At 42.7% G+C, this 26,750-nt stretch carries 23 protein-coding genes; all 23 read left to right on the top strand.

Annotation, left to right across the window (positions count from 1 at the left end; all coding sequences use genetic code 11):
- Positions 1 to 67 precede the first annotated feature (67 nt).
- The 23 genes from H4683_RS02385 to cotE all read left to right on the top strand — a co-directional run bounded on the left by H4683_RS02385 (position 68) and on the right by cotE (position 26,736).
- On the top strand, positions 68 to 1,102 hold the full coding sequence (locus tag H4683_RS02385) for an aspartate-semialdehyde dehydrogenase (protein WP_192597234.1): 1,035 nt from the start codon (positions 68 to 70) through the stop codon (positions 1,100 to 1,102).
- A gap of 149 nt (positions 1,103 to 1,251) precedes the next feature.
- Positions 1,252 to 2,142 (top strand): 4-hydroxy-tetrahydrodipicolinate synthase, encoded by an 891-nt coding sequence (gene dapA / locus H4683_RS02380; protein ID WP_192597233.1) that lies wholly within the window; start codon positions 1,252 to 1,254, stop codon positions 2,140 to 2,142.
- A gap of 377 nt (positions 2,143 to 2,519) precedes the next feature.
- On the top strand, positions 2,520 to 4,187 hold the full coding sequence (locus H4683_RS02375) for an RNase J family beta-CASP ribonuclease (protein WP_192597232.1): 1,668 nt from the start codon (positions 2,520 to 2,522) through the stop codon (positions 4,185 to 4,187).
- A gap of 84 nt (positions 4,188 to 4,271) precedes the next feature.
- On the top strand, positions 4,272 to 6,608 hold the full coding sequence (locus H4683_RS02370; protein ID WP_192597231.1) for a DNA translocase FtsK: 2,337 nt from the start codon (positions 4,272 to 4,274) through the stop codon (positions 6,606 to 6,608).
- A 158-nt stretch (positions 6,609 to 6,766) separates the two neighbouring features.
- On the top strand, positions 6,767 to 7,495 hold the full coding sequence (locus tag H4683_RS02365; RefSeq protein WP_192597456.1) for a GntR family transcriptional regulator: 729 nt from the start codon (positions 6,767 to 6,769) through the stop codon (positions 7,493 to 7,495).
- Between the two features lie 47 nt (positions 7,496 to 7,542).
- Entirely contained in the window at positions 7,543 to 8,619 is a 1,077-nt protein-coding gene (locus tag H4683_RS02360) for a BMP family lipoprotein (RefSeq protein ID WP_192597230.1), read from the top strand.
- Between the two features lie 163 nt (positions 8,620 to 8,782).
- Positions 8,783 to 10,357: an ABC transporter ATP-binding protein gene (locus H4683_RS02355; RefSeq protein WP_192597229.1), complete on the top strand. Its 1,575-nt coding sequence runs from the start codon at positions 8,783 to 8,785 to the stop codon at positions 10,355 to 10,357.
- Complete coding sequence (locus H4683_RS02350) at positions 10,347 to 11,393, top strand: ABC transporter permease (RefSeq protein ID WP_192597228.1); 1,047 nt, start codon at positions 10,347 to 10,349, stop codon at positions 11,391 to 11,393. Before H4683_RS02355 ends, H4683_RS02350 begins: the two co-directional genes overlap by 11 nt.
- 1 nt (position 11,394) lies before the next feature.
- Entirely contained in the window at positions 11,395 to 12,354 is a 960-nt protein-coding gene (locus tag H4683_RS02345) for an ABC transporter permease (RefSeq protein WP_192597227.1), read from the top strand.
- A 139-nt stretch (positions 12,355 to 12,493) separates the two neighbouring features.
- Positions 12,494 to 13,768 carry an EF-P 5-aminopentanol modification-associated protein YfmF gene (gene yfmF, locus H4683_RS02340; RefSeq protein ID WP_192597226.1) on the top strand — a complete coding sequence of 425 codons (1,275 nt, stop codon included), beginning with the start codon at positions 12,494 to 12,496 and terminating at the stop codon, positions 13,766 to 13,768.
- Between the two features lies 1 nt (position 13,769).
- Positions 13,770 to 15,068, top strand: coding sequence for an EF-P 5-aminopentanol modification-associated protein YfmH (yfmH, locus tag H4683_RS02335; RefSeq protein WP_192597225.1), 1,299 nt, complete (start codon positions 13,770 to 13,772; stop codon positions 15,066 to 15,068).
- Positions 15,065 to 15,799, top strand: a complete 735-nt coding sequence (gene ymfI / locus H4683_RS02330) for an elongation factor P 5-aminopentanone reductase (RefSeq protein WP_192597224.1) — start codon at positions 15,065 to 15,067, stop codon at positions 15,797 to 15,799. The genes yfmH and ymfI overlap by 4 nt, the downstream gene beginning before the upstream one ends.
- A 140-nt stretch (positions 15,800 to 15,939) precedes the next feature.
- Positions 15,940 to 16,737: a DUF3388 domain-containing protein gene (locus H4683_RS02325; protein WP_192597223.1), complete on the top strand. Its 798-nt coding sequence runs from the start codon at positions 15,940 to 15,942 to the stop codon at positions 16,735 to 16,737.
- Positions 16,738 to 16,753: 16 nt separating this feature from the next.
- Positions 16,754 to 17,620, top strand: a complete 867-nt coding sequence (locus tag H4683_RS02320; protein WP_192597222.1) for a helix-turn-helix domain-containing protein — start codon at positions 16,754 to 16,756, stop codon at positions 17,618 to 17,620.
- Positions 17,621 to 17,672: 52 nt separating this feature from the next.
- The gene (gene pgsA, locus H4683_RS02315; protein WP_192597221.1) at positions 17,673 to 18,251 is read left to right on the top strand and encodes a CDP-diacylglycerol--glycerol-3-phosphate 3-phosphatidyltransferase; all 579 of its coding nucleotides are present in this window, start codon (positions 17,673 to 17,675) and stop codon (positions 18,249 to 18,251) included.
- A 14-nt stretch (positions 18,252 to 18,265) separates the two neighbouring features.
- Positions 18,266 to 19,507, top strand: coding sequence for a competence/damage-inducible protein A (locus tag H4683_RS02310; RefSeq protein WP_192597220.1), 1,242 nt, complete (start codon positions 18,266 to 18,268; stop codon positions 19,505 to 19,507).
- A gap of 187 nt (positions 19,508 to 19,694) precedes the next feature.
- Positions 19,695 to 20,753 carry a recombinase RecA gene (recA, locus tag H4683_RS02305; RefSeq protein WP_192597219.1) on the top strand — a complete coding sequence of 353 codons (1,059 nt, stop codon included), beginning with the start codon at positions 19,695 to 19,697 and terminating at the stop codon, positions 20,751 to 20,753.
- 290 nt (positions 20,754 to 21,043) lie between these two features.
- Positions 21,044 to 22,600, top strand: coding sequence for a ribonuclease Y (rny, locus tag H4683_RS02300; protein ID WP_192597218.1), 1,557 nt, complete (start codon positions 21,044 to 21,046; stop codon positions 22,598 to 22,600).
- Positions 22,601 to 22,662: 62 nt separating this feature from the next.
- Positions 22,663 to 23,460, top strand: a complete 798-nt coding sequence (locus H4683_RS02295; RefSeq protein ID WP_192597217.1) for a TIGR00282 family metallophosphoesterase — start codon at positions 22,663 to 22,665, stop codon at positions 23,458 to 23,460.
- A gap of 86 nt (positions 23,461 to 23,546) precedes the next feature.
- The gene (locus H4683_RS02290; protein ID WP_192597216.1) at positions 23,547 to 23,813 is read left to right on the top strand and encodes a stage V sporulation protein S; all 267 of its coding nucleotides are present in this window, start codon (positions 23,547 to 23,549) and stop codon (positions 23,811 to 23,813) included.
- A gap of 248 nt (positions 23,814 to 24,061) precedes the next feature.
- Entirely contained in the window at positions 24,062 to 25,603 is a 1,542-nt protein-coding gene (miaB, locus tag H4683_RS02285; RefSeq protein WP_192597215.1) for a tRNA (N6-isopentenyl adenosine(37)-C2)-methylthiotransferase MiaB, read from the top strand.
- Positions 25,603 to 26,034: a YlbF/YmcA family competence regulator gene (locus H4683_RS02280; RefSeq protein WP_192597214.1), complete on the top strand. Its 432-nt coding sequence runs from the start codon at positions 25,603 to 25,605 to the stop codon at positions 26,032 to 26,034. The genes miaB and H4683_RS02280 overlap by 1 nt, the downstream gene beginning before the upstream one ends.
- A 6-nt stretch (positions 26,035 to 26,040) precedes the next feature.
- The gene (gene cotE / locus H4683_RS02275; protein WP_420826535.1) at positions 26,041 to 26,736 is read left to right on the top strand and encodes an outer spore coat protein CotE; all 696 of its coding nucleotides are present in this window, start codon (positions 26,041 to 26,043) and stop codon (positions 26,734 to 26,736) included.
- Positions 26,737 to 26,750 lie beyond the last annotated feature (14 nt).

The raw sequence follows: 26,750 nt of genomic DNA, 5'->3' as shown, positions 1-26,750 counted from the left end.
AGAGTGAAAAAACACATTATGCAAGATTGGCCTATGAATATCCGTAAAAGCTGAAAGGGAGATAGGGATGGAAAAAGTGAATGTGGCAATTGTTGGAGCAACGGGAGCTGTAGGAACGAAGATTTTAGAGAAATTACTTGAACGTAATTTTCCTGTGCAATCAATTAAACTACTTGCATCGAAACGGTCTGCTGGAACTGAAATCACGGCTGGTGGGCATACGTACGTAGTAGAAGAAACAGTACCGGAATCATTTGAAGGCATTTCGATTGCATTTTTTAGTGCTGGAGGAACGATTTCAGAGAAGTTTGCACATGAAGCTGTGACCAGGGGTGCGATTGTTATCGACAACACAAGCGCATTTCGGATGAAAGAACAAATTCCACTCGTCGTTCCTGAGGTGAATGCGGATGCTTTAAATGGCAAAGCCGGAATCATTGCAAATCCAAACTGTTCTACAATCCAAATGGTAACGGCACTACAGCCTATTCGGGAAAAGTTTGGCCTGAAACGAATTGTCGTATCCACGTACCAAGCAGTTTCGGGTGCGGGTTCGGAAGCGATTGATGAGCTAGAAAGTCAAAGTCTCCAGTTCCAAGAACGTGCAACAATCCAAGCGGCTATTTTGCCATCTGCATCTGCTGAACACCATTACCCAATCGCATTTAACGTAATTCCTCAAATCGATTCATTCGATTCGTCAGGGTATACACTCGAAGAACTTAAAATGATGAATGAAACGAAAAAGATTTTTGGTGATAATGAATTGTCCGTTGTCGCAACATGTGTACGATTACCTGTCGTCACAGGGCACTCGGAGTCGGTTTATATCGAAATCGGTAAAGAAGGCGTGTCTGTTGAAGATATTCAGGCTTTGCTAGCGGTTGCCCCAGGCGTCGTCATTCAGGATGACCCTTCAAAACAACTCTATCCAATGCCGCTGTTTGCTGAAGGGAAAGACGAAGTGTTTGTCGGACGCATTCGGAAAGATCCCGACCATCCAGCAGGTTTCCATCTGTGGATTGTTTCGGACAATCTACTAAAAGGGGCGGCACTAAATTCGGTGCAAATTGCGGAAAGACTTGTTAACTTTATTCAGTAGGGATTCAACCCCTACTGAATAAAGCTAAAGCCTCTGGCGGATGGCACAGATTTTGAAAGAAGGCAATTGAGCTTGCTCAATTCAAAATCTGGACGCAAATACACCGAGGCGTATTTGATCTAACAGATTCTAGTAAAGGGCTGAGTATATTGGAAATCGGACAAATTGCAACGGCGATGGTCACTCCTTTCTCATCTTCAGGAGACATCGATTACGATAGAACAGCAATACTAATAGAGCATCTGATTGCCACGGGTACGGATACCCTTGTTGTCAATGGGACCACGGGGGAATCTCCGACTTTATCCAACGAAGAGAAGAATGCGCTCCTCGCTTTCACGATTGATAAAGTGAAAAAACGAGTTCCTGTAATTGCAGGAACGGGAACAAATAATACGGCGGAATCTGTAGAGATGACAATTAGTGCGGATAAGTTAGGTGCTGACGGTATTATGCTCGTTACGCCTTATTACAATAAACCAGATCAGAAGGGCATGTACGCCCACTTTTCACATATTGCAGCTAAAACTAGCCTACCTATATTGCTCTATAATATCCCGGGGCGATCTGTCGTCAATATGACTGATGAGACGGTAATTCGCTTGTCAAAAATAAAAAATATCCGTGCAGTAAAAGAAGCAAGTGGAAATCTTGAACAGATGTCGAAGATTATCGAAGGAACTGATGACGGATTTGCTGTTTACAGTGGAGACGATGCATTGACGTTACCGCTTCTATCGATTGGTGGAAAAGGTGTCGTCTCGGTTGCCGCACATGTTGTTGGGAACGAAATGCAACAGATGATCAAGGCATTCAAAGCGGGGCGAACAGAGCAGGCAGCCGCTATGCATAGAACGTTAATCCCTTTGTTTCGAGCGATATTCTCTGCCCCAAACCCAGTGCCGGTGAAATATGCACTTGAAAAAATCGGTGTTCAAACAGGTGGAGTAAGGCTCCCACTAGTTAGCTTTGGTGAAGGGGAAGTTCTCTTCGATAAAGTATGGAAAGACTTTCAAAAAAATCTTCCTATTTTTGAATAAAAAAAGCCGGTATTGACTTCCGGCTTTTTTTGTTTGTACAGAAAGGCCCTGTCACGTATAATGGGACGTAGTCGTTATGGACGGGGAAATATAAAGTGAAACTTCAATCAGAAGGTGGGGTCTTATCGCCCACTGATTGTTAGTTGAACCATTCGGGATTTAAAGCGGAATCGAACTATATTCCGCAAGTACTTAGGGCAGTTGATTCTCCACTTATGCTTCTTTGGATTTCCTTAAGCCTTGAAGTAGGGGTATTACTTCCCGTTAATGCGGGATAAATAGAAATAGTTCTAAAAATCCGAAGATAATAGCTGGCTCTGTAAAGTGCAGTAAACTTGGACTACTTTTTCGAACAATTAGTAATAGGAGGAAACAATGTGGGGAAAACAAAAAATGAAATGATAAAAATTATCCCTCTCGGTGGTGTTGGGGAGATTGGAAAAGCAATGTACGTAGTCGAAATCGATGAGGAAATGTTTATCGTCGATGCAGGCCTTATGTTCCCAGAAGGGGAAATGCTTGGAATCGACATCGTCATTCCAGACATATCCTATATCGAAGAAAACAAAGAACGTGTGAAAGGAATCTTCCTGACACATGGTCATGAGGATGCAATCGGTTCCATCGCCTATTTACTTAAAAAAGTACAGGCACCTGTTTATGCTTCAAGATTGACAATCGCACTCGCAAAGGAACATTTGAAAGAGATGCCAGCTCCATCGAACATTAAGTTTTTTGAAGTAACAAACAAAAGTCGGATGAATTTTCAAGGCACATACGTAACATTTTTCCATACGACACATAGTATTCCTGATTCGCTTGGCGTTGTTTTCCATACAAGCGAAGGAGCAATTGTGCATACGGGCGAGTTTAAATTCGACCAATCTGCTAAAGGTAAATACCGTCCGGATATTGCAAAAATGGCGGCACTCGGTGAAGAAGGTGTATTCGTCCTCATGTCGGATTCTTCCGAAGCAGAGCGTCCAGGTTACACAACTTCCGAATCTGTTATCGAAAAAAGTTTATCGAAAACATTTCACGGGGCAGAAGGACGAATTCTTGTCGCGCTCTATGCGTCAAACTTCATCCGTATCCAGCAAGTATTTGACAAAGCGTTCGAGACGAAAAAGAAAGTCGCCGTCGTTGGAAAAAGCCTTGAAAGTTATTTTGAAGTGGGCATAAAACTCGGCTATTTGACCGTGAAAGATGATGTTGTCATTCCTGTGAAAGATATTGACAACTATGATGATAGTGAAATCGTTGTTATCTTGACAGGTAACCAAGGTGAGCCACTTGATGCGCTAGAAAAAATTGTCCGTAAACAACATAAAGATGTACGCATTAAAGAAACAGATACAGTCCTTATTACATTCACACCATCACCAGGGATGGAAGTAGGTGTGTTCCAAACGATGAACGACCTTGCGAAAGCAGGTGCAACTGTTCTCACTTCTGCTACAAATGTTCACGTTTCGGGACATGGTAGCCAGGAAGATTTGAAATTGATGTTGAACTTGATGCAACCGAAATATTTCATCCCGATTCAGGGCGAATACCGGATGCTCATTGCGCATTCCAAATTGGCCCAGGAAACAGGGCTTCAGAAATCACAAGTGTTCATAGCGGATAAAGGTGATATCGTCGAATACAAGAACGATAAAATGCGAATGAGTGGACGCGTTCAAGCCGGTAATATCCTTATCGATGGAATCGGAGTTGGAGATGTCGGTAATATCGTTTTACGGGACAGAAAACTTCTTTCACAGGACGGTATTTTCACAGTTGTCGTCACACTGAACCGCAAGCAGAAACGCATCGCCGCAGGACCGGAAATTGTTTCGCGTGGATTTGTCTACGTTCGTGAATCCGAAGAGCTGTTCGAGGAGTCAACAAAGCTTGTTAGAAAAATTGTTGAGAAATATGTGAATAAAGAGACGTTTGAATGGACAAACATTAAACAAGAGATTCGTGACACACTCAGCTCCTATCTATATCAACAAACTAAAAGAAGACCGATGATTATCCCAATCATTATGGAATACTGAAATACAGCGTTTATTCAATGAATCACCCAAGGATTTCCTTGCCGTCTGAACGGCGGGAAATCCTTTTTTGAAAGGAGGAATATCATGGCAAAGAAAGCTAAAAAGAAAAAAAAGAACGCCACAGCGCATAAAAAGAATGCAACGGGTTTGAATCCCTTAATCTATGAAGTGTTAGGCTTGGCAATGATTGGACTTGCAGTCATTATTATATTCGAGTTTGGCATCGTAGGAAGAGGGCTCTCTTCACTAACCCGGTTCATATTTGGGAATTGGTATGGTGCGCTTCCGCTTTTGCTCATCGTTCAAGCCCTCATGTTCATGATAAAGCGGAAGGCGGGTGGGTGGAAAAATCGGATTGTTGGTGGCAGTTTGTTTATCTTGGCGAGTCTCATTCTGTTCAGCCATATCTACTTGTTCAAAGAATTGTATGAAAGTCGTGTGTTGATGTCCGATTCGGCACTGAAAGAAACGTGGAAGGTGCTCGTTACGAATGATGGGATTACGTCAAGAAGTGGTGCACTTGGTGGCGGAATGGCCGGAGCAATCCTTTTTGCGATGTTCCATTCCCTATTCGATTCTGCGGGTGCGACTGTGGCAGGTGTCTTGCTATTTTTAATCGGTCTTGTTCTATTAACTGGAAAAGCGTTCGTCCCCTATTTAGCTGAATACTTTCCAAAGCTTGTAGAATCGATGAAAGGGCTATTTTTAAAGAAAGAACAACCGGTGAAAGCGGCAACAACTGCAACGAGGGCAAGTAGATCTAAGAAGAAGGGAATCCAAGTGGAGGACCAGCATTCACAAGATGTACTGATTGCTCAACCTGAAATCGAGGAAGTTGTATCCCAACCAATCATTTCCGCATTCAGTGAACGTATTGATAAGCCTACTCGTGATGAACAGGCTGCTGAATTGGAAGTGGCAGATCCAGAACAACAGGAAATTCCAGTAGAAATCGCGACATATACAGGTGTTACAGGGGAAAAGGAGAACGAGTCCTATGTGCTGCCACCCGCCACCTTGTTGAAACAGACTCCACATAACGATCAATCGGAGGAATATGATTCCATTCAGGCGAACGCCCAGAAATTGGAGCGGACTTTTCAGAGTTTCGGTGTCAAAGCAAAAGTGACCCAAGTCCATTTAGGCCCCGCAGTTACCAAGTATGAAGTTTTGCCTGATACAGGTGTTAAAGTAAGCCGTATTGTTAGCCTTTCTGATGATATTGCGCTTGCACTCGCAGCAAGTGGTATTCGTATTGAAGCACCAATTCCGGGCAAATCTGCAATCGGGATTGAAGTACCGAATAGTTCAATTGCTGTCGTTAGCCTGCGTGAAGTAATTGAGGCGAAGGAAAATAATCGCCCAGAATCGAAGCTAATGATTTCACTCGGGCGTGATGTGACAGGCCAAGCAATGCTAACGGAATTGAATAAAATGCCACACGTCCTCATCGCGGGATCGACAGGTAGTGGTAAAAGTGTGTGCATCAACGGGATTATCGTGAGCATTCTGATGCGGGCGAAACCGCATGAAGTAAAAATGATGATGATTGACCCGAAAATGGTGGAACTGAATGTATACAATGGTGTTCCGCATCTTCTTGCACCTGTCGTCACAGATCCAAGAAAGGCATCCCAAGCGCTTAAGAAAGTCGTTTCCGAAATGGAAAGACGCTATGAATTATTTTCCCATACAGGTACACGGAATATTGAAGGTTACAATGAACATATTGACGAGTGGAATGAGGCCAATGATGAAAAACATCCTCGTATGCCCTATATCGTTGTTATTGTGGACGAGCTTGCGGATCTCATGATGGTCGCATCCAGTGATGTTGAGGATTCCATCACAAGACTTGCGCAAATGGCACGGGCTTCTGGTATCCATCTGATTATCGCTACACAGCGGCCGAGTGTTGATGTTATTACAGGGATTATTAAAGCGAATATTCCATCGAGAATTGCATTCGCAGTGTCTTCGGCAATTGATTCAAGAACGATTTTGGATGGAGGAGGGGCGGAGAAACTGCTTGGAAGGGGAGATATGCTATTTCTTCCTGCCGGTGTTTCAAAACCCGTAAGAATCCAAGGGGCATTTGTATCAGATAGTGAAGTCGAAGCAATTGTCGATTTTGTCATCGAACAGCAAAAAGCGCAGTACCAAGAGGAAATGATTCCCACGGATATTGAAGTGATACCGGCTCATGAGGAGACGGACGAATTGTATGATGAGGCAGTCCAACTTGTAACAGAAATACAGACCGCCTCCGTCTCCATGTTGCAGCGACGTTTCAGGGTCGGCTATTCTAGGGCTGCACGTATCGTCGATCAGATGGAGATGCGTGGTGTCGTTGGACCGCCCGAAGGCAGCAAACCACGACAAGTGCTTATTAGTAGGGATGAAGGGGATAGGCAATCTTAAATAAGAGGAAGAAACAGGTACATTTAATCATGTTAAAAAACGTATTCATATTTTTTTTTTAGAAGAGTTGTTTATTTTATGTGTTGAAAGTGATATAGTATGGATGATTAGTAGTGACGTTTAACATCAGAGGTCTGACCTCTTCGAGAGGGGATGGAATGATGGTAAAGGCGGATCAAAGACATCTTTACGTACAGGTGATTGAACATTTGAAACGGGACATCGAAACAGGTGTTTTCAAGGAAAACGAAAGGTTCCCTTCAGAATTTGAGCTTGCTCGTACGCTAGGCGTTAGCCGCGCAACACTTCGTGAAGCACTTCGGGTACTTGAAGAGGAAAAAGTCATCGTACGGAAGCATGGTGTTGGGACGTTCGTCAATCCAAAACCACTATTTTCGTCTGGTATTGAACATTTATCCAGTATTTCCTCTATGATTCGTGATGCGGGTATGGAGCCAGGTACGATTTTCATGGATGTTTCCGAAACGAATCCACGTGAAGAAGAGATTGCCAAGTTTGATTGTAGTAGAAATGACAGTCTTGTTACAATTAAGAGAGTAAGGACCGCGGACGGTACGCCAGTCGTCTATTGTATCGATCATGTTCTTTCAAAAAATCTATCAGCTGGTACGGAAGAGTTATTGGATAACTCCATATTCGATGCTATTGAAAAATCAGGTTCAAAACGAATTGTACAAGCCGTAGCTCATATCGAGCCTGTCGGGTATGATGATGAGGCTTCGTCTATCCTGAGATGTGGTGTCGAAGTTCCACTCCTTGTTCTCCAGCAGCACCACTACAGTGAAGAAGGCGAAATGGTCCTCTACTCGAAAGATTATTTTAGGGCTGATAAATTCAATTTTCATGTTGTACGAAAAAGGGTATAAGACGTTAATCCGTCCTACTAATATTAGAAAAATGGGGGGTTTCAACAATGAGTAAACGTAAATTGGGTCTTGCTTTATCATTGGTTCTTGCGGCAGGTACAATTCTTGGTGCTTGCGGAGCGGATAAAGGCAAAGAAAAAGGTACGCCATCTACGAGTGGTAAAGATAAAGCAGCATTTTCTGTAGCAATGGTAACTGATATTGGTGGAGTTGATGACAAGTCATTCAACCAATCAGCTTGGGCTGGCGTCGAGAAATACGGTAAAAAGAATAATTTAGAAAAAGCTGACGGTGGTTATGATTACCTAGAGTCAGTTGGTGAAGCAGACTATAACCCAAACTTAAACAAACTTGTGCGTCGTGATTTTGACCTCGTATTCGGAATTGGTCATATGATGGAATCTTCGGTTAAAGAAGTAGCAGAACAAAAACCGGATACAAAGTTTGCGATTGTTGATGCAGTAGTGGAAAGTCCAAATGTTGCAAGTATCATGTTTAAAGAACAAGAAGGTTCTTTCCTTGCAGGTGTTGCGGCAGCACGTATGACGAAATCCAATAAAATTGGTTTTGTCGGTGGGATGACACTGCCAGTTATTGAGCGTTTCGAAGCAGGTTTCATTGCGGGTGTAGCAGCAGTGAATCCTGATATTAAAGTGGATATACAGTATACAGAAGCATTCAATAAAGCAGAACTTGGAAAAGCAGCAGCTAACCGTATGTATAGTTCTGGCGTAGATATCATTTTCCACGCTGCGGGCGGTACGGGTAACGGTGTTTTCTCAGAAGCAAAAGAACGTAAAAAAGCAGATCCAAATGCTTATGTATGGGTAATCGGTGTTGACTCAGACCAGTACGCTGAAGGTAAAATCGACAATAACAATATCACGATGACATCGATGTTGAAACGTGTTGATATTGCAGTTGAAAACGTTTCTGACCTTGCAAACGATGATAAATTCCCAGGCGGAAAAACAACAACATACGGAATTGCCGAAGATGGAATCGCACTTGCAGATTCACATGGTGTAATCCCGGACGATATCCTTGCAGAAATCGATGATTATTCTAAGAAAATTGCAGCTGGCGAAATTGTTGTACCAGAATTCCCTGCTAAGAAAAAATAAGTATAAAAAGAATCATAAAGGCCGGTTATTTTCCGGCCTTTATGATTTGATTTAATAAAAGTACGATTTAAATTAATAGAAAAATATTTTTCATCGATGGAAATTTTCTTTGTGTTAATTTAAATACAAATTATAGAAACCTACTTGCGAGGATGTGAATTCATTGGAATATGTCATTGAAATGCTGAATATTAGAAAAGAATTCGGCAATTTTGTCGCTAACGATAATATTACCCTTCAATTAGAAAAAGGGGAGATTCATGCGTTATTGGGGGAAAATGGTGCGGGGAAATCGACATTGATGAACGTCCTGTTCGGGCTTTATCAACCAGAAGGCGGAGAAATTCGTGTCCGTGGCAAAAAGACTGACATCACGGATCCGAACGTGGCAAACAATCTCGGAATCGGAATGGTACATCAACATTTCATGCTTGTTGAAAATTTGACAGTAACAGAGAATATTATATTGGGCAATGAACCGAAAAAGAGGGGTATGCTTAACATCAAAGATTCCGCTAAGAAAGTTGCGGAAATTTCGAAACTGTATGGATTGGATGTCGATCCTTATGCGAAGATAGAGGATATTTCAGTTGGGATGCAACAACGCGTGGAAATTTTGAAAACGCTTTATCGTGGGGCTGAAATTCTTATTTTCGATGAACCAACAGCTTCCTTAACACCACAAGAAATCGAAGAACTAATCGGTATCATGCGGAAGCTCATTACGGAAGGGAAATCGATTATCCTAATTACACATAAACTTCAAGAAATCATGGATGTTTCTGATCGTGTGACCGTCATTCGTAAAGGGAAAGGAATCGGTACGGTCATCACGGTTGAAACGAATCCAGAGAAACTAGCGACACTGATGGTTGGGCGGCAAGTGACATTCAAGACAGAAAAAGGCCCTTCGCATCCAACGGAAGAAATTTTACATATCGAAAACCTCGTGGTTGAAGATTACCGAGGCATCGAAAAAGTGAAAGGCCTAAACCTCTCCGTAAGGAAAGGGGAAATCGTCGGGATTGCAGGAATTGATGGGAATGGTCAATCTGAGCTTATTGAAGCAATTACTGGCTTACGTAAAGTGAAAAGTGGGAAAATTAAACTTAATTCGAAAGATATAACCGGAAAACATCCCCGAGAAATAACGGAATCAGGTCTTGGTCATATTCCACAGGATCGCCATAAACACGGCCTTGTTCTGGATTTTTCAGTGGGCTATAATGCCGCTTTACAATCGTATTATCAAAAACCCTATTCAAATAAGGGCATCATGAACTACAAGATTGTTGCGGAAAAAGCCAATAAGATCATTCAGACATATGACGTTCGGACGCAAGGAGAACACGAACCTGCCCGTGCGTTGTCAGGCGGAAACCAACAGAAACTTATTATCGGACGTGAAGTGGATCGCAATCCAGACTTACTCATTGCAGCACTTCCGACACGTGGACTTGATGTTGGTGCCATTGAGTTCATCCATAAGAAACTAATTGAGCAACGGGATAACGGCAAGGCTGTACTACTCATTTCATATGAATTGGATGAAGTGATGAATATCTCTGATCGGATTGCAGTCATCTACGATGGTAAAATTGTAGATACCGTTTCTCCAACTGAAACAACGGAACAACAACTTGGACTTCTCATGGCAGGTCAAGAGAAAGAAGAGTTTGTTGGTGCGGCTACTAATGACGTAGTTTTGAAAGAAGGTGATGATCGCGATGTCAAATAGAGTTATCAATTTACTAGTTCCGATCATTTCAATCATTCTAGGTCTCCTTGTCGGAGCGGTTGTCATGCTGTTCAGTGGATATAACCCGATTAATGGCTATATCGCCTTATGGAATGGAGTTTTCGAGGATTCCTATGCAATTGGTGAGACGATTAGGCAAATAAGTCCCTATATTTTAGCTGGTCTTGCAGTAGCCTTTGCATTCCGTACAGGCTTGTTCAATATTGGTGTCGAAGGACAACTAATCGTAGGTTGGTTCGCAGCTGCTTACGTCGGGGTGACTTTTGAACTCCCTGCTATTATCCACATACCATTCGCATTACTTGCTGCGGCAGCGGCGGGAGCGTTATGGGGACTTGTCCCTGGACTATTGAAAGCAAAATTCGGTGTGCACGAAGTTATCGTTACCATTATGATGAACTATATTGCGCTACATTCGGTGAACGCACTTATCAAGACAGTATCCGGTGGAAATTATAAAACGGACCCAATTAAAGAGACGGCATCGCTTAGATCCGAATTCTTGGCGAATCTTACGGATTTCTCAACATTGCATTATGGAATTCTCGTTGCGCTAGCGATGGTAGTGGTCATGTGGTTCATCCTTGAAAAAACGAAAACTGGATTTGAACTAAAATCAGTGGGATTTAATGATCATGCATCTCAATACGCAGGTATGAATGTCAATAAGAATATTGTGTTGTCAATGGTCATTTCAGGTGCATTCGCCGGTCTTGGCGGCGCGATGGAAGCGCTCGGAACATTCGGATATATGGCTACCCTTGCTGGTTTCACTGGAATCGGTTTCGACGGTATCGCAGTTGCATTATTAGGTGCAAATACCCCGCTCGGCGTCATTTTTGGAGCGTCGCTATTCGGTTCGTTGAAATACGGAGCAGGTAATATGCCGAATGCTGCGGGTATTCCAATTGAAATTGTCTCTATTGTCATTGCACTTATCATTTTCTTTGTTGCATCTGGCTACATCATTCGCGTCGGACTCCAACGCATGAATAAGAAAAAGGGGGCGAAGTGATATGACATTCCTAGAAGTACTCTACTTTATCGTACCAATGATGATTGCTTACGCTGCCCCGCTTATATTCACTGCAATCGGCGGCGTGTTCTCTGAACGTTCAGGTGTTGTTAACATTGGTCTAGAAGGACTCATGGTTATGGGTGCCTTCAGTGGTATTCTGTTCAATCTATCCTTTGCAAGTACATTTGGTGCTTGGACTCCATGGGTGTCTATTCTTGTGGCTATGATTGTATCGGGCCTATTTTCCATTCTGCACGCAGTTGCATCAATTTCATTCCGCGCGGACCAAGTTGTATCAGGTGTTGCTATCAATATGCTTGGTATTGCGATCGCTTTATTTTTAGTTAAAATGATTTTCGGCAAAGGACAGACGGAATTTATCGAGAGAAGCATTCCGGTTCTCAATATACCTATTTTAAAAGATATCCCGTTCCTTGGACCTCTGTTATTTAAAGGGATTTACGGCTCGTCGATATTGGCAATCGGTGTTGCCATCCTTGCGTGGTTCATCATTTATAAAACGCCATTCGGCCTCCGTTTACGTGCAGTCGGAGAACATCCGATGGCTGCAGATACAATGGGCATAAATGTTACGAAAATCCGCTACATCGCAGTTATCATTTCTGGTGGTCTTGCGGGTATCGGTGGCGCAGTATATGCACAGACGATGGCAGGAGATTTCGGTCATGCGACCATCAACGGTCAAGGCTTCATGGCGCTCGCTGCGATGATCTTTGGGAAATGGCATCCGATAGGTGCGATGGGTGCGGCGCTGTTCTTCGGATTTGCACAGGCACTTGCCATCAGTTCGTCAGGTATTGATTTTATGAAGAATGTTCCAGCGGTCTATTTGCATATCCTACCTTACGTATTAACGATTCTTGCACTTGCAGGATTCATCGGTAGAGCAAATGCGCCGAAAGCAAATGGTCAACCCTATATTAAAGGAAATCGGTAAAATTGTAGCTGTCTAAGGAGTCTGTAGGGGACTTTTTAGGCAGTTTTTTGTTTTTGAAAGCAATAAATTGCCTAGTTCACCATTTGAAATGTATAGTAAAGTAAGGTTTCCACATATTAACGAAAACAGAGGTGTTTGTATGTTTAAAAAAGTTGAGCTTCAACAAGGCGTCACACTATATATCCGAAAGTCGGACCAATTCAAAACCGTCAATTTCTCGGTGAAATGGAAATCGACTTTAGATGAAAAGAAAGCGGCAGCACGAACGGTTCTTGCTAATGTCCTTCAAGATTCGAACGGGAAATATCAGACTGAAACCGAGTTCCGTAATAAGTTAGACGAATTATACGGGACCGTGTTGTACATGGATGTAGCTAAACGAGGCGATACACATATCGTTTCACTGAACGCTGAATGTGTGAATGATGAATATTTGGCAGAAGGTGGCGTGCTTGATGAAGTGATTAGCTTAATGCAATCTGTCATCTTTGAACCGAATTTAGTGGATGGACAGTTTGATGAAGCGATTGTTAATCGAGAAAAGCGTTCTGTAAAAGAACGAATCCGTTCCGTATACGATGATAAGGCGCGTTATGCACAAAAACGAATGCTCGAGCTATTACGGCCGGATAGTCCAGTATCGACATCGACATATGGCAAGGAAGAGGATATCGAAGCACTTACCTCTGAAGCACTTTTAGCTACTTACGAAAATATGTTGCGTGAAGATGAAATCGACATTTACATCGTCGGTGATATTGACGAAGATGTCATGGTAGAAAAAGTTAAATCCCTGTTTGCATTCAATGGTCGTACGGTGCACGCACGTCCTACAGTCAGACAAACTGTGACAGAGCAGCCAGTGGAAGTCCGCCATGTGATGGAAAAGCAGGAAATGAAACAAGGGAAACTGCATCTAGGTTTCAGCACACCAATTGCGTTTGATCATCCTGATTACATGAAAATGCAAGTAGCAAACGGTATTTTTGGTGGCTTTGCACATAGTAAGTTGTTTATGAATGTTCGCGAAAAAGAGAGCATGGCTTACTATGCATCGAGTTCCTATTCTTCCCACTATGGATTGCTCTATGTAACAGCGGGCATCGACGCGGAGCTTGAAGAAAAAGCTGTCAGTCTTATCAATGCGCAACTTCTTGCGCTTCAGCAAGGCGATATCACGGATCTTGAGCTTGAACAGACGAAAGCATTACTCGCAAATGGCATTAAAAGCGCGTTTGACTCTGCACGGGGGCAAATTGAAGTGTTCGATCAATACAAAGAGTTGGATGAACATTTCACAGCGGACACACTGATTTTTGGATGGGAAGCAGTGACAAAAAAGGACGTTCAAGCAATGGCGTCTGAAATTATGTTGGAAATCGTCTATCTGTTATCCGGAAGGGAGTCAAAGTAAAATGAAAAAAATCCATTTTGAAAATTTACAGGAAACATTATATAACGAAAAACTCTCTAACGGACTTGATGTCTATATTTTACCAAAACGCGGATTTTCAAAGACGTTCGTGACGTTCACGACTAAATACGGTTCAATTGACCGTACGTTCATCCCACGTGGGCAAACAGAGGAAGTAACGGTTCCGGATGGTATCGCTCATTTTCTTGAACATAAGCTTTTTGAAAAAGAGGATGGAGACGTGTTTCAGAAGTTCAGTGTAAATGGTGCAGCAGCAAATGCATACACGTCATTTACTCGCACTGCGTATTTGTTTTCCGCAACGGATAAGCTGTATGACAATACGGAAATTCTCCTCGATTTCGTACAGGAACCGTATTTCACTAAGAAAACGGTTGAAAAGGAAAAGGGAATAATTGCCCAGGAAATAACGATGTATGATGACCAACCTGATTGGCGTCTTTATTTCGGCACAATCGAAAATATGTTTCATGAACACCCTGTGAAGATTGATATTGCAGGTACGGTTGAAACGATTCAGGACATTACGGCCGAACATTTGTATGAATGTTATGGAACGTTTTATCATCCATCCAATATGGTATTGTTTGTTGTCGGAGCAGTTGATCCTAAAGAAATGATGGCATTCATCAAGAAGAATCAAGATTCGAAAACATTTGAAGAACCGGCAGATATCATCCGTAGCTTCCCGTCGGAAGTGAATACGATTGCGATAAGTAAGCGGACGCTGGCCATGGATATAACTAAGCCGAAAGTGAATATTGGTATGAAATGCAATAAAACAGACGTAGAAGGAGAAGAAATGCTTATTCAAGAGCTTTCATCAGGCCTTGTTCTCGATATCCTGTTTGGTAGAACCTCTCCATTCTATACAGCGGCTTACAATGAAGGTCTTATCGATGAGTCGTTCTCCTATGACTTTACCCTTGAACAAGGGTTCGGATTTGCGATGGTCGGTTCTGATACTGACCAACCGGAGAAGCTAGACATAGCAATCCGTAAAACGATGCATGACGCTTCTGAGTCATGGCCGATTACGGACGTTGAACTGGATAGAAGGAGGAAGAAGAAAATCGGACAATTCATGCGTTCATTGAATTCTCCTGATTTCATCGCCAATCAGTTTACACGTTTTGCATTTAATGGCATGAACTTGTTTGATGTCGTTCCAACACTTGAAAAATTGACTGTCGAAAATTTGAAAGATGCATTCCAAACATTTTCGGATGAAAGCAGTCATACTGTTTTCACAGTTCATCCGGCAGAAAAAGTGCAATGATGGACCGTCAGTACTGTATCGTTCTGGGTGCATCCGGAGGAATTGGAGAGGCGATTAGCCGGAGTCTAGCGGCTTCGGGCTGGTCGCTTTACCTTCATTTCCATGAAAATTATATACAAGTAGAGCGTTTACAACTAGAATTATCCGAAGCATACCCAAATGCACAATTCAAAACGGTCCATGCCAACTTCAACTCAGTTGACGGTGCGGACGCGCTTGCTGGACAAGTTCGTCAGTTACGTGCAGTTGTCGTAGCAAATGGTCAATCGATGCTTAAGCTTTTGACCGATACGACTGCCGATGACATGGATGCCTTATGGAAAGTCCATGTTCAAAACCCGGCAAGATTTATTAGCCTCGTCTCTTCCCAACTACGTAATTTTGAAAAATCGTATGTCGTCATGATAGGGTCAATCTGGGGAAATACAGGTGCTGCGGGAGAAGTAATGTATTCAGCTGTAAAAGGGGCACAACACGCATTTGTCAAGGCGTACGCAAAGGAAGCAGCCTATTCAGGGATACGTGTCAATGCGGTCGCTCCAGGGTGGATTGAAACACGCATGAATCACGAAATTCCGGTTGATGAACAACAAATGGTTATAGATGAAATCCCACTTATGACTTTCGGAAAACCTAAGCATGTCGCTGAAGTGGTTAATTTCCTTTTAAGTGAAAAGTCGGATTATATAACTGGTGAAATCATGAAAGTGAACGGCGGCTGGTATATTTAATTTTAAGATCAAGGTACTGAAAGCTCTTTGTATATTTTCCTTTTCTTAATGTGTTGAATCCGTTATTATAGAACTAAGTTGCATTTTGTGCGTCTTATATAGATATGCGTCTTCATTAAGGGACAAAAGGGGTGTGTCAGATGGGTGAATGGTATCTTGAATATGAGATTCAAGTGAACCGTCCCGGTCTTCTTGGCGATATTTCATCGCTGCTAGGGATGTTACGCGTGAATATCGTAACGATTAATGGCGTAGATGGCGGACATCGTGGAATGTTATTACGCACCGAAGACGACGATCAGATTAAACGTTTTGAACAAATTGCATCGACAATGGAAATGATTCAGGTGAAAAAAATTCGTGAGCCGAAATTACGTGACATCCTCGCGGTTCGCCACGGTCGTTATATTCAGCGTGATGTGGATGAAAGGAAAACATTTCGTTTTCTTCGTAGTGAACTTGGGATTCTTGTCGATTTTATGGCGGAGTTATTCAAGCAAGATGGTCATAAGTTAATAGGTATACGGGGTATGCCGCGTGTCGGTAAAACGGAATCGGTTGTTGCCGCGAGTGTTTGTGCGAACAAAAAATGGATTTTCCTTTCATCGACAATGATTAAACAGACGGTTCGGAGTAATTTGATGGGTGATGAATTTTCCGAGGGTAATATCTTTATCTTGGACGGAATTGTAACGCGTAGGGCAGAAGATGAACGACATTTACAACTCGTAAGAGAAATGATGCGCATGCCATCCATAAAAGTGGTGGAACATCCGGATATGTTTGTGCAACATTCCGAATACAATATTGAAGACTTTGATTATATTATAGAATTAAGAACCGATCCAGATCAGGAAATTACATATGAAATAATGGAGAAAAACCATATGATGTCCGACCAGGGGGCAACGGGTGGATCGGGTTTATTCAACTTTTGATAGGTAGGTGTATTTGATGACCGGATTAGGTGGTCGTCTAAAAGAGGCGAGAACGGCTAAAGGTTTCACGTTGGAAGATTTACAGTCAATCACGAAAATACAAAAAAGATATCTTTCCGGTATCGAAAATGAAGATTATAGCATGATGCCGGGCTCTTTCTACGTCCGTGCCTTCATCAAGCAATATGCGGAAGCGGTGGGGCTTGATGCCGATGAAATGCTATCTTTGTATAAGGAAACGTCTTCTACAATTCAACAGAAGCAGGAAACGGGTCAGATTTCCTCTTCTCCGTTGACACGGAGAAGAGGGTTGAAAAGTAACAATAAGCTGAATGAAATGATGCCGAAAATCATTGTTGCACTGTGCATCATTGTGATTTTTACTGTTGTCTGGTTTCTTTACTATAATCATGCATCGAGGGGACTTTTGAAAAAAGGAGAGACGGGACCAAATGTTACGCAGGTTGAAAAGCAGCAACCGACTCCTAGTAAAGTGGATAAAGATAAAGAACTAAAACCGGAGTCTGAACCAGAACCAGAACCAGAAAAGCCGCAACAGTTTTTAACTTTTGAAAGTGTAAATGGAGAAACGTCAACGTATGCACTTACGAAAGCAGAAGCGTTTCAGCTTAAAATTCGGTTAAACGGAAATTCTTGGATTGGTGTAAAGGACCAAACAAACAAAGAATGGATGACACCGAAAGCGGACATCATGAAAACAGGGGAATCAGTTGAATTTGACGTAACGGAAACGGATTATGTCAGAATTCGTGTTGGACGTCCTAAGAACACTGAAATCTATGTAAACGGCGAGCTACTTGAATATGGAGTGCCACCGCAGGATACTGTCCCGCAAAACATCGTGATTGAATACAGAAAATAGCAATAGTCATCTTTTAAGATGACTATTTTCTTTGAAAGGATTGATGGATGTTATGAATTTACCAAACAAGATTACGATTTCACGTGTTCTACTTATCCCTATTTTCATGGTTTTCATGCTCGTTGATTTTGGTTTGGGTAGGGTGACGGTCGCTGGGGCTAATATGTCAGTGGAACATTTAATCGGTGGATTGTTATTCATTATCGCTTCCGTAACGGATTGGCTGGACGGCTATATCGCCAGAAAAAATGGACTCGTGACGAATATGGGGAAATTCCTTGACCCGCTTGCAGACAAATTACTTGTTTCTGCAGCGCTCATCATTCTAGTAGAACTCGGATCAGCCCCATCTTGGATTGTCATTATCATCATTAGCCGTGAATTTGCGGTTACAGGACTTAGACTAATTCTTGCAGGTGGGGGAGAAGTCGTAGCGGCAGCTCAACTAGGGAAAATAAAAATGGTGGCACAGATTATGGCTATCACTTCACTGCTTTTGAACAATATTTTCTTCAGTACGCTAGGTCTGCCATTCGGTTTGATTATGCTTTACATTGCACTTGTCTTCACGATTTGGTCAGGTTTCGATTATTTCTATAAAAATAGACGTGTACTTCTGGATTCCATGTAAGGGGATGTTGAGTTATGAAAGCTGAAATCATTGCTGTTGGTTCTGAATTATTGCTAGGTCAAATCACGAATACAAATGCAAAATTCATTTCAGCTAAACTTGCGGAAAATGGCATCGATGTCCATTATCAGACAGTCGTCGGAGACAATCCAGCTCGACTGGATGAAGTGCTAGAAATCGCGAAGAAACGTGCGGATGTACTAATTTTTACAGGTGGTCTTGGGCCGACGAAGGATGACATGACAAAAGAGACGATTGTGAAACATCTAGGTACAACGCTAGTGAGTGATGACGAGGCGCTTCTTTATATTCAGCAATACTTTGAACGAAGCGGACGTGAAATGACAGAAAATAACAAAAAACAAGCACTCGTCTTCAAAGGCGCCACAGTCCTGCCCAACCGTAAAGGGATGGCACCAGGAATGGCAGTGGAGAAAGATGGCGTACGCTACGTTCTACTGCCTGGTCCGCCCCATGAAATGGAACCGATGTTCATTGATGAGGCGATACCTTACTTATTAGGTGTGCTGGGTAAAATAGAAGTGATTACTTCGCGGGTTTTGAAGTTTTACGGTATTGGGGAGGCCGAGCTCGAATACCGCATCCAACCGATTTTGGAGAGACAGACGAATCCAACGGTTGCACCGTTAGCGACATCGGATGCAGTAACATTACGGTTGACTGCAAAAGCGGAATCTATTGACGAAGCGTTAAAGCTTATTGCTCCTGTAGAGGAGGAAATTCGTTCCATCGTAGGGGAGTATATATTTGGCACGGATGAGGATACATTAGCTTCAAAAGCAGCAGATCTTTTAATTGGAAAGGGTTGGACGATTTCCGCAGCGGAAAGTCTGACTGCGGGTCTTTTCATGGCTGAACTAGCCGGAGAATCGGGTATCAGTTCATCCCTTGAAGGTGGAGTCGTCGTTTACAATGAAAGAACGAAAACGGAACAACTCGGTATAGACACAGATTTATTGGATGAATTTGGTGTTGTGAGTGCAGAATGTGCTGCCGCTCTTGCTGCGAATGTCAAACGGAAGTTCGGCACGGATATCGGAGTTGGACTAACAGGCGCTGCTGGACCTGATCCCCACGACGGAAAACCTTCGGGAACTGTTTGGATCGGAATCGCTATGAAAGATATGGAACCTGAAACGTATAAATTACTTCTTTCCGGCTCAAGAAATGTGAATCGTCTCAGAGCGGCTCGATTTGCCCTCTTCTATCTCATTAAACACTTGACTGAAAGATAGGGTCAAAATTGAATTTTACCCCCGTTTTTTCAATTAAAAATTAAAAGTCCCACCTAATTCTCACTTAAGATTTCTTTCTATGAAAATAACTCGAATGAGCGTTCGCTTTTCGATTGAGTATTTCGTATTAAAGGAGTATAGTAGAGATAGTAAGAAAAATTGAATATGATTTAGAGGAGGAAATTTTTTGAGCGATCGTAAAGCCGCCTTAGAAATGGCGTTAAAACAGATTGAAAAGCAATTTGGTAAAGGTTCTGTTATGAAGCTTGGAGAAAAAACGGACAGGAATATCTCCACATCTTCAACAGGTTCTCTCGCACTCGATGCTGCACTCGGTATAGGCGGGTATCCAAGGGGACGTGTTATTGAAATTTTTGGTCCTGAAAGTTCAGGTAAAACGACAGTCGCGCTGCATGCCATCGCAGAAGTACAAGCATCTGGGGGGCAAGCTGCGTTTATAGATGCTGAGCACGCGCTCGATCCGGTTTATGCCCAAAAATTAGGTGTGGATATTGATGAATTACTTCTTTCACAGCCTGATACTGGGGAACAAGCACTCGAAATTGCTGAGGCACTTGTAAGAAGTGGTGCAGTCGATATCGTAGTAATCGACTCCGTTGCTGCACTTGTGCCAAAAGCGGAAATTGAAGGGGAGATGGGTGATTCACACGTCGGATTGCAAGCTCGTCTCATGTCACAAGCATTACGAAAACTTTCAGGGGCTATCAATAAATCGAACACAATCGCTGTGTTTATTAACCAAATCCGTGAAAAAGTTGGTGTCATGTTCGGGAACCCTGAAGTAACGCCAGGTGGACGTGCGTTAAAGTTCTACTCGTCTGTCCGTTTAGACATTCGACGCGGCGAAGCCATCAAGTCGGGCAATGATATTGTAGGAAACAAGACGCGTATCCGTGTCGTGAAAAACAAAGTTGCACCTCCATTCCGAACGGCAGAAGTCGATATTATGTACGGAGAAGGGATTTCTAGAGAAGGGGAAATCATCGATCTTGGTGTGGATGCAGAAGTTGTCCAAAAAAGTGGATCATGGTATTCATACGAAGGAGAACGACTTGGACAAGGTCGTGAGAATTCGAAGCAATTCCTTAAAGAGAATACGGATATGCGAGCAGAAATTGCTAACAAAATCCGAGATTCATATGGACTGGCAGCTTCAAATTATGTCATTGCCGCCCATGCCGGAGATGACGAAGAGGAGTTAGATTTGCTTCTCGACAAAGAATAAGAACCAAAAGCCGATTCGCCCACTGTTTGGTGCGCAATCGGCTTTTTGATGCTTAAAGTCTAGTGGGAATTCTAAAAGTACAGTGATGCGATGAAATCTAAGGAATTTATTAGCACAAATCAGCAAATATAAACCACTATTCATACTTTCGTTTCCTTGACATGTCATTTTCACATCGATACAATTAGAATTGTATAATTTCACACCCATGAAATGATTTTGCAGTATGTTGAACTTCGATATACGAACCAATTGAAAATGAAAAAGAATAGCAAGAGGAGGTGACCAGTATGTTAGAAATAATCATCTCTGCTTTGCTTGGTCTGCTCATCGGTGCGGGTGTTAGCTATTTTGTTAATAGGAAAGTGAACGATTCAAAAGTGACGGGTGCTAAAAATTCTGCTGAACAAATCGTCGAAGAGGCGAAGCGTGAAGTAGAGGCTATGAAAAAAGAGGCACTGCTGGAAGCGAAAGATGAAACTCACAAACTGAGAATTGAAGCGGAGTCGGAGGTTCGTGAACGAAGGGCGGAACTGCAAAAGCAGGAGAATCGCCTTTTGCAACGAGAAGAAAATCTTGACCGCAAAGAAGATGCTCTCAACAAAAGAGAAGCTGGTCTGGAGCGCAAGGAAGAAGCGCTTACCGGAAGACAACTGCATATTGAACAGATGGAACGCAAAGCAGAAGAACTTGTTGCCGTTCAACAGACGGAACTTGCAAGAGTATCTTCACTGACACGGGACGAAGCCAAAAGACTCATCCTCAGTGAAGTAGAGAAAGAACTTGCGACAGATATCGCTGTCATGACGAAAGAAGCGGAACAACAGGCGAAAGAAGAAGCAGATAAAAAATCACGTGATATCCTTTCTCTTGCAATCCAACGTTTCGCAGCAGACCATGTAGCTGAAACAACAGTATCTGTAGTAAACTTACCAAATGACGAAATGAAAGGTCGCATCATCGGCCGTGAAGGACGTAACATCCGGACCCTCGAAACGTTGACAGGTATTGATTTGATTATCGATGATACGCCGGAAGCTGTTATTCTTTCTGGCTTTGACCCGGTACGTCGGGAAACGGCACGTCTGGCACTTGAGAAACTTGTGCAAGACGGACGAATTCATCCCGCACGTATCGAAGAAATGGTCGATAAGTCAAGACGTGAAGTGGATGAGCTAATTCGGGAAAAAGGAGAACAAACGACGTTTGATATTGGAATCCACAATCTACATCCGGATCTTATAAAAATCATTGGACGACTGCATTTCCGTACAAGCTATGGCCAAAACGTGCTGAAGCATTCTATAGAAGTGGCTTACCTTACAGGGTTATTAGCAGCTGAATTAGGCGAAGATGTCGCGCTTGCAAGACGCTCTGGACTCCTTCATGATATCGGAAAAGCGATTGATCATGAAGTTGAAGGAAGTCATGTTGAAATCGGAGTAGAATTAGCAACGAAATACAAAGAACACCCGGTTGTCATCAATAGTATCGCATCCCATCACGGGGATACAGAAGCGACATCGACAATTGCAGTACTTGTCGCAGCAGCAGATGCACTATCAGCTGCAAGACCGGGCGCACGTAGTGAAACACTTGAAAACTATATTCGCAGGTTGCAGAAACTTGAAGAGATTGCGGAATCATACGATGGTGTAGAAAAATCATTCGCAATCCAAGCAGGTCGTGAAGTACGGATTATTGTTCGTCCTGATCAAATCGATGACATTACAGCACATCGCTTAGCTAGGGATATTCGGAAACGGATTGAAGAAGAACTCAACTACCCGGGACATATCAAAGTAACTGTCATCCGTGAAACACGGGCGGTCGAATACGCAAAATAAAGAAAAGGAGGCTTCCGTGCACTTCGGTCCGGGAGCTTTTTTCTATTGAAAGAGGTTTGGAAATGAAAGTTTTATTTATTGGCGATATTGTAGGATCACCAGGACGGGATATGGTGTTTGATTATTTACCCCGCTTGAAAAGAAAATATAATCCAGACGTCATCATCGCAAACGGAGAAAATGCTGCTGCAGGTAGAGGAATCACGAAAACGATTTTTGATGAACTTCTTCGAGCAGGTGTGGACGTCGTCACAATGGGTAACCATACATGGGATCAAAAAGAAATTTATGATTTTATCGATGAAACGGACTATTTAATTCGTCCTGCAAACTTTTCAGATGAAGCACCAGGAAAAGGTATGACGACTGTGTCGCGCAATGGTGTTACGTTATCCATCATTAATTTGCATGGCCGAACATTTTTACCACCCCATGGCGATCCGTTTGAAAAGGCGGATGAGCTTGTCGCAAAGGCTAAAGAACTTTCTCCGCTCGTTTTTGTTGATTTTCACGCTGAGGCAACAAGCGAAAAAATTGCGATGGGCTGGCATCTCGATGGGAAGGCTTCTGTCGTTGTAGGAACGCACACGCACGTCCAGACGGCAGATGAACGTATATTGCCAGGGGGAACAGGTTATTTGACGGACGCGGGTATGACGGGCCCGTATGATGAAATATTAGGTATGAAGAAAGAGGATGTCCTCTATCGTTTTCGCACAAATTTGCCTGTTCGTTTTGAAGTTCCGAAAAATGGGCGGGCACAGTTGAACGGCCTATTTGCGGTTCTTGATGACCAGACAGGTAAAGCGCTGAAAGTTGAGCGAATCACCATCAATGATGATCGACCATTCAAAGGATAATCCGTGTCTAAACACTGCCTCCATTTCATAGGATAGTTTATGGAGATATCCGTTCCATAGACATCGGAAAATAAGGAGGAATCATGGTGAATCCATTGAAAGTATCATCTCGCTCGAATCCGAATTCTGTTGCAGGTGCACTCGTCGCAGTCATCCGGGACCAAGGCTACGCAGAAATGCAGGCGGTAGGGGCAGGAGCACTGAACCAAGCAGTGAAAGCAATCGCGATTGCACGAGGTTTCGTTGCACCAAGTGGTGGAGATCTCATTTGTGCACCTGCCTTCACCGATATTGAAATCAACGGTGAAGGACGTACAGCATTGAAACTGCTTGTTGAAAAACGAACACGCTGACCAAAGGATATAAAGTAAAGCCAAGATCACGGGGATGCGACTTCCCGTGGTCTTTTATTGTTTTATCCCGCAATAACGGGCAGTAAGATTCCCACTGATTGAAGATTAACTTTATCAAGAAAAACAACCTTCATATGTGACAATCAACTGACAAAGCAACCTCTCCTTGTACAGCCAGTCCTCAATTCAGTATAATGAAATTAGATATGCTTAAATCTCGAGAGATTGTATGAAAGGAGATTCGTAAAATGAATGAAGAACAGCGCCTGGATACAGAACTTGTAAAACCGAGTCTGGAAAAATCGGCGGAAAAGGACTATAGTCAATACTTTCAGACTGTCTATACAGCTCCATCATTGAAAGAAGCAAAAAAACGCGGTAAGGAAGAGATTACCTATCACAATGATTTTGAAATCGACGAACGATTCCAAGGAATGGGGAAGGGCCGGAAGTTTTACATACGTACCTATGGTTGCCAGATGAACGAACATGATACGGAAGTTATGGCGGGAATTTTTGCAGGTTTGGGCTATGAACCAACCGACACAGTTGAAGATGCAAATGTCATTTTATTGAATACTTGTGCCATCAGAGAGAACGCAGAAAACAAAGTCTTTGGGGAACTTGGTCATTTAAAACCGCTTAAACAGCGAAATCCCGATATATTGATTGGGGTATGCGGGTGTATGTCGCAGGAAGAATCCGTAGTCAATAAAATATTGAAGACGTACGATCAAGTTGACATGATTTTCGGGACCCATAATATTCACAGATTGCCCCATATTTTACATGAGGCATATTTATCAAAAGAAATGGTTATCGAAGTATGGTCGAAGGAAGGCGATATCATCGAAAACCTTCCGAAAGTTCGTCATGGTAATATCAAAGCATGGGTCAATATCATGTATGGCTGCGACAAGTTCTGTACGTATTGCATCGTCCCATACACACGCGGTAAAGAGCGAAGTAGACGCCCCGAGGATATCATTCAGGAAGTGCGTCACTTAGCGTCACAAGGTTATAAGGAAGTTACATTGCTTGGTCAAAACGTCAATGCGTATGGCAAAGACTTTGAAGATAACGACTACCGTTTCGGTGATTTGATGGACGATTTACGGAAAATTGATATTCCGAGAATACGTTTCACGACGAGTCATCCACGTGATTTTGATGATCATCTAATCGAAGTGTTGGCGAAAGGCGGCAATCTTGTTGACCATATCCATCTTCCGGTTCAATCAGGTTCCAGCGATACTTTAAAAATCATGGCACGGAAATATACACGGGAGCATTATCTTGAGCTCGTCCGGAAAATAAGAGTGGCAATTCCGAACGTCACCTTAACAACGGATATTATTGTGGGATTCCCGAATGAAACGGATGAGCAATTTGAGGAGACCATAACTTTATATAAAGAAGTCGGTTTCGACATCGCTTATACGTACATTTATTCACCTCGTGAAGGCACACCTGCGGCTAAAATGGTGGATAACATTCCGATGGAAGTAAAGAAAGAACGGTTGCAACGGCTGAATAAGCTTGTCAACGATATGTCAGCTGAAGCGATGAAACCTTATAAAGGCACCATTGTTGAAGTGCTCGTTGAGGGGGAGAGTAAGAAAAATTCGAAAGTGCTTGCGGGCTATACGGAGAAAAACAAACTTGTCAACTTCAAAGCGCCACAATCCGTTGTTGGTAAACTTGTCAACATAAAAATAACAGAGGCCAAAACATGGTCGCTCGATGGTGAATTCATCGGCGTCGTAGAAAAGGAAAAGGTGATGTTGTAATGGAAAAGCTCTATACAAAAGATGATATTATCGCAAAAGCACGTGAAGTCGCGAACATGATTGCCAATACGGAAGAAGTTGAGTTTTTCAAACGCGCAGAAGAACAAATTAATGAAAATCAGAAAGTCCGAGAAAACATTGCGAGCTTGAAATCATTACAAAAACAAGCTGTCAACTTCCAGCAGTATGGAAAAGAGAAAGCGTTAAAAATAATTGAAGGCAAGATTGAAAAAATCCAGAATGAGATTGATGCGGTTCCAATAGTACAGGAATTTAAGCAATCCCAATTCGAAGTGAATGACCTTCTTCAACTCGTCTCTAACACGATTGCAAATAGCGTTACAGATGAAATCATTATGTCGACAGGTGGCAATGTGCAGCGCGGAGAAACTGGTTCCTATGTGAAAAATACAACATATAACAAATTATAATCGGTACTGACAATCGGTGGAAATAAATTCCCCACCGATTTTTTTCACTCTCTGGGCTCTCTTCGCATAAGATGGATTGAAGCGAATGGAGGAGGAGACGAACTGAAAAATTTACGTCAGATCGTAACGAAGGCGGTTATTGCTAAAGGGAAGAAACGAACTGAACAGACTGTCACGCTGAAGCCGCCAAATTGCCCGACAAGCATACTTGGTTGCTGGGTCATCAACCATACGCATCAGGCAAAGAGATGTGGCAAATTCATCGAGGTAACTGGGAAATTTGATGTTAACGTTTGGTATTCTCATCAAGATCATTCAAAAACGTCTGTCTTTACAGAGTCAGTTCCGTATAAAGACAAAATTCGTTTACACTATCGCGACGAACCGACATCGAGACACGAAGAGGTACTTGTAGAAGTGATCCAACATCCAAATTGCACAGAAGCCGTCATTTCGGAATGTGGAAACAAATTTAAGATTACAGTTGAACGTGAGCTCTGTGCAGAAATTGTGGGGGAAACGAAAGTCTGTATTAGTATTCATCCACAAAAGTTCGAGGAGGAATGGTCTTTCCGTGACGAATCTTCCTCCCATGAACAAGGCCAGAACCGCGAACATAACCATGAACACAGTCATGCCCATGAACGTGGACATGAACGTGGACATGAAACCAATAAAGGAAGAGAATCTACATCATTTTGAAAGCCGGAAAACAA

This window comes from Sporosarcina limicola, assembly GCF_014873855.1.
Taxonomy (GTDB): domain Bacteria; phylum Bacillota; class Bacilli; order Bacillales_A; family Planococcaceae; genus Sporosarcina; species Sporosarcina limicola.
This window is presented reverse-complemented; position numbering and strand designations above follow the sequence as displayed.

Excerpts from the sequence above, each read along its gene's own strand:
- H4683_RS02370 (WP_192597231.1), top strand. The coding sequence starts at position 4,272 with ATGGCAAAGAAAGCTAAAAAGAAAAAAAAGAACGCCACAGCGCATAAA.
- H4683_RS02295 (WP_192597217.1), top strand. The coding sequence starts at position 22,663 with ATGAAAGTTTTATTTATTGGCGATATTGTAGGATCACCAGGACGGGAT.
- H4683_RS02310 (WP_192597220.1), top strand. The coding sequence starts at position 18,266 with ATGAAAGCTGAAATCATTGCTGTTGGTTCTGAATTATTGCTAGGTCAA.
- yfmH (WP_192597225.1), top strand. The coding sequence starts at position 13,770 with ATGAAAAAAATCCATTTTGAAAATTTACAGGAAACATTATATAACGAA.
- H4683_RS02350 (WP_192597228.1), top strand. The coding sequence starts at position 10,347 with ATGTCAAATAGAGTTATCAATTTACTAGTTCCGATCATTTCAATCATT.
- rny (WP_192597218.1), top strand. The coding sequence starts at position 21,044 with ATGTTAGAAATAATCATCTCTGCTTTGCTTGGTCTGCTCATCGGTGCG.
- H4683_RS02280 (WP_192597214.1), top strand. The coding sequence starts at position 25,603 with ATGGAAAAGCTCTATACAAAAGATGATATTATCGCAAAAGCACGTGAA.
- ymfI (WP_192597224.1), top strand. The coding sequence starts at position 15,065 with ATGATGGACCGTCAGTACTGTATCGTTCTGGGTGCATCCGGAGGAATT.
- yfmF (WP_192597226.1), top strand. The coding sequence starts at position 12,494 with ATGTTTAAAAAAGTTGAGCTTCAACAAGGCGTCACACTATATATCCGA.
- H4683_RS02320 (WP_192597222.1), top strand. The coding sequence starts at position 16,754 with ATGACCGGATTAGGTGGTCGTCTAAAAGAGGCGAGAACGGCTAAAGGT.
- H4683_RS02325 (WP_192597223.1), top strand. The coding sequence starts at position 15,940 with ATGGGTGAATGGTATCTTGAATATGAGATTCAAGTGAACCGTCCCGGT.
- H4683_RS02345 (WP_192597227.1), top strand. The coding sequence starts at position 11,395 with ATGACATTCCTAGAAGTACTCTACTTTATCGTACCAATGATGATTGCT.
- H4683_RS02365 (WP_192597456.1), top strand. The coding sequence starts at position 6,767 with ATGATGGTAAAGGCGGATCAAAGACATCTTTACGTACAGGTGATTGAA.
- H4683_RS02360 (WP_192597230.1), top strand. The coding sequence starts at position 7,543 with ATGAGTAAACGTAAATTGGGTCTTGCTTTATCATTGGTTCTTGCGGCA.
- pgsA (WP_192597221.1), top strand. The coding sequence starts at position 17,673 with ATGAATTTACCAAACAAGATTACGATTTCACGTGTTCTACTTATCCCT.
- H4683_RS02385 (WP_192597234.1), top strand. The coding sequence starts at position 68 with ATGGAAAAAGTGAATGTGGCAATTGTTGGAGCAACGGGAGCTGTAGGA.
- miaB (WP_192597215.1), top strand. The coding sequence starts at position 24,062 with ATGAATGAAGAACAGCGCCTGGATACAGAACTTGTAAAACCGAGTCTG.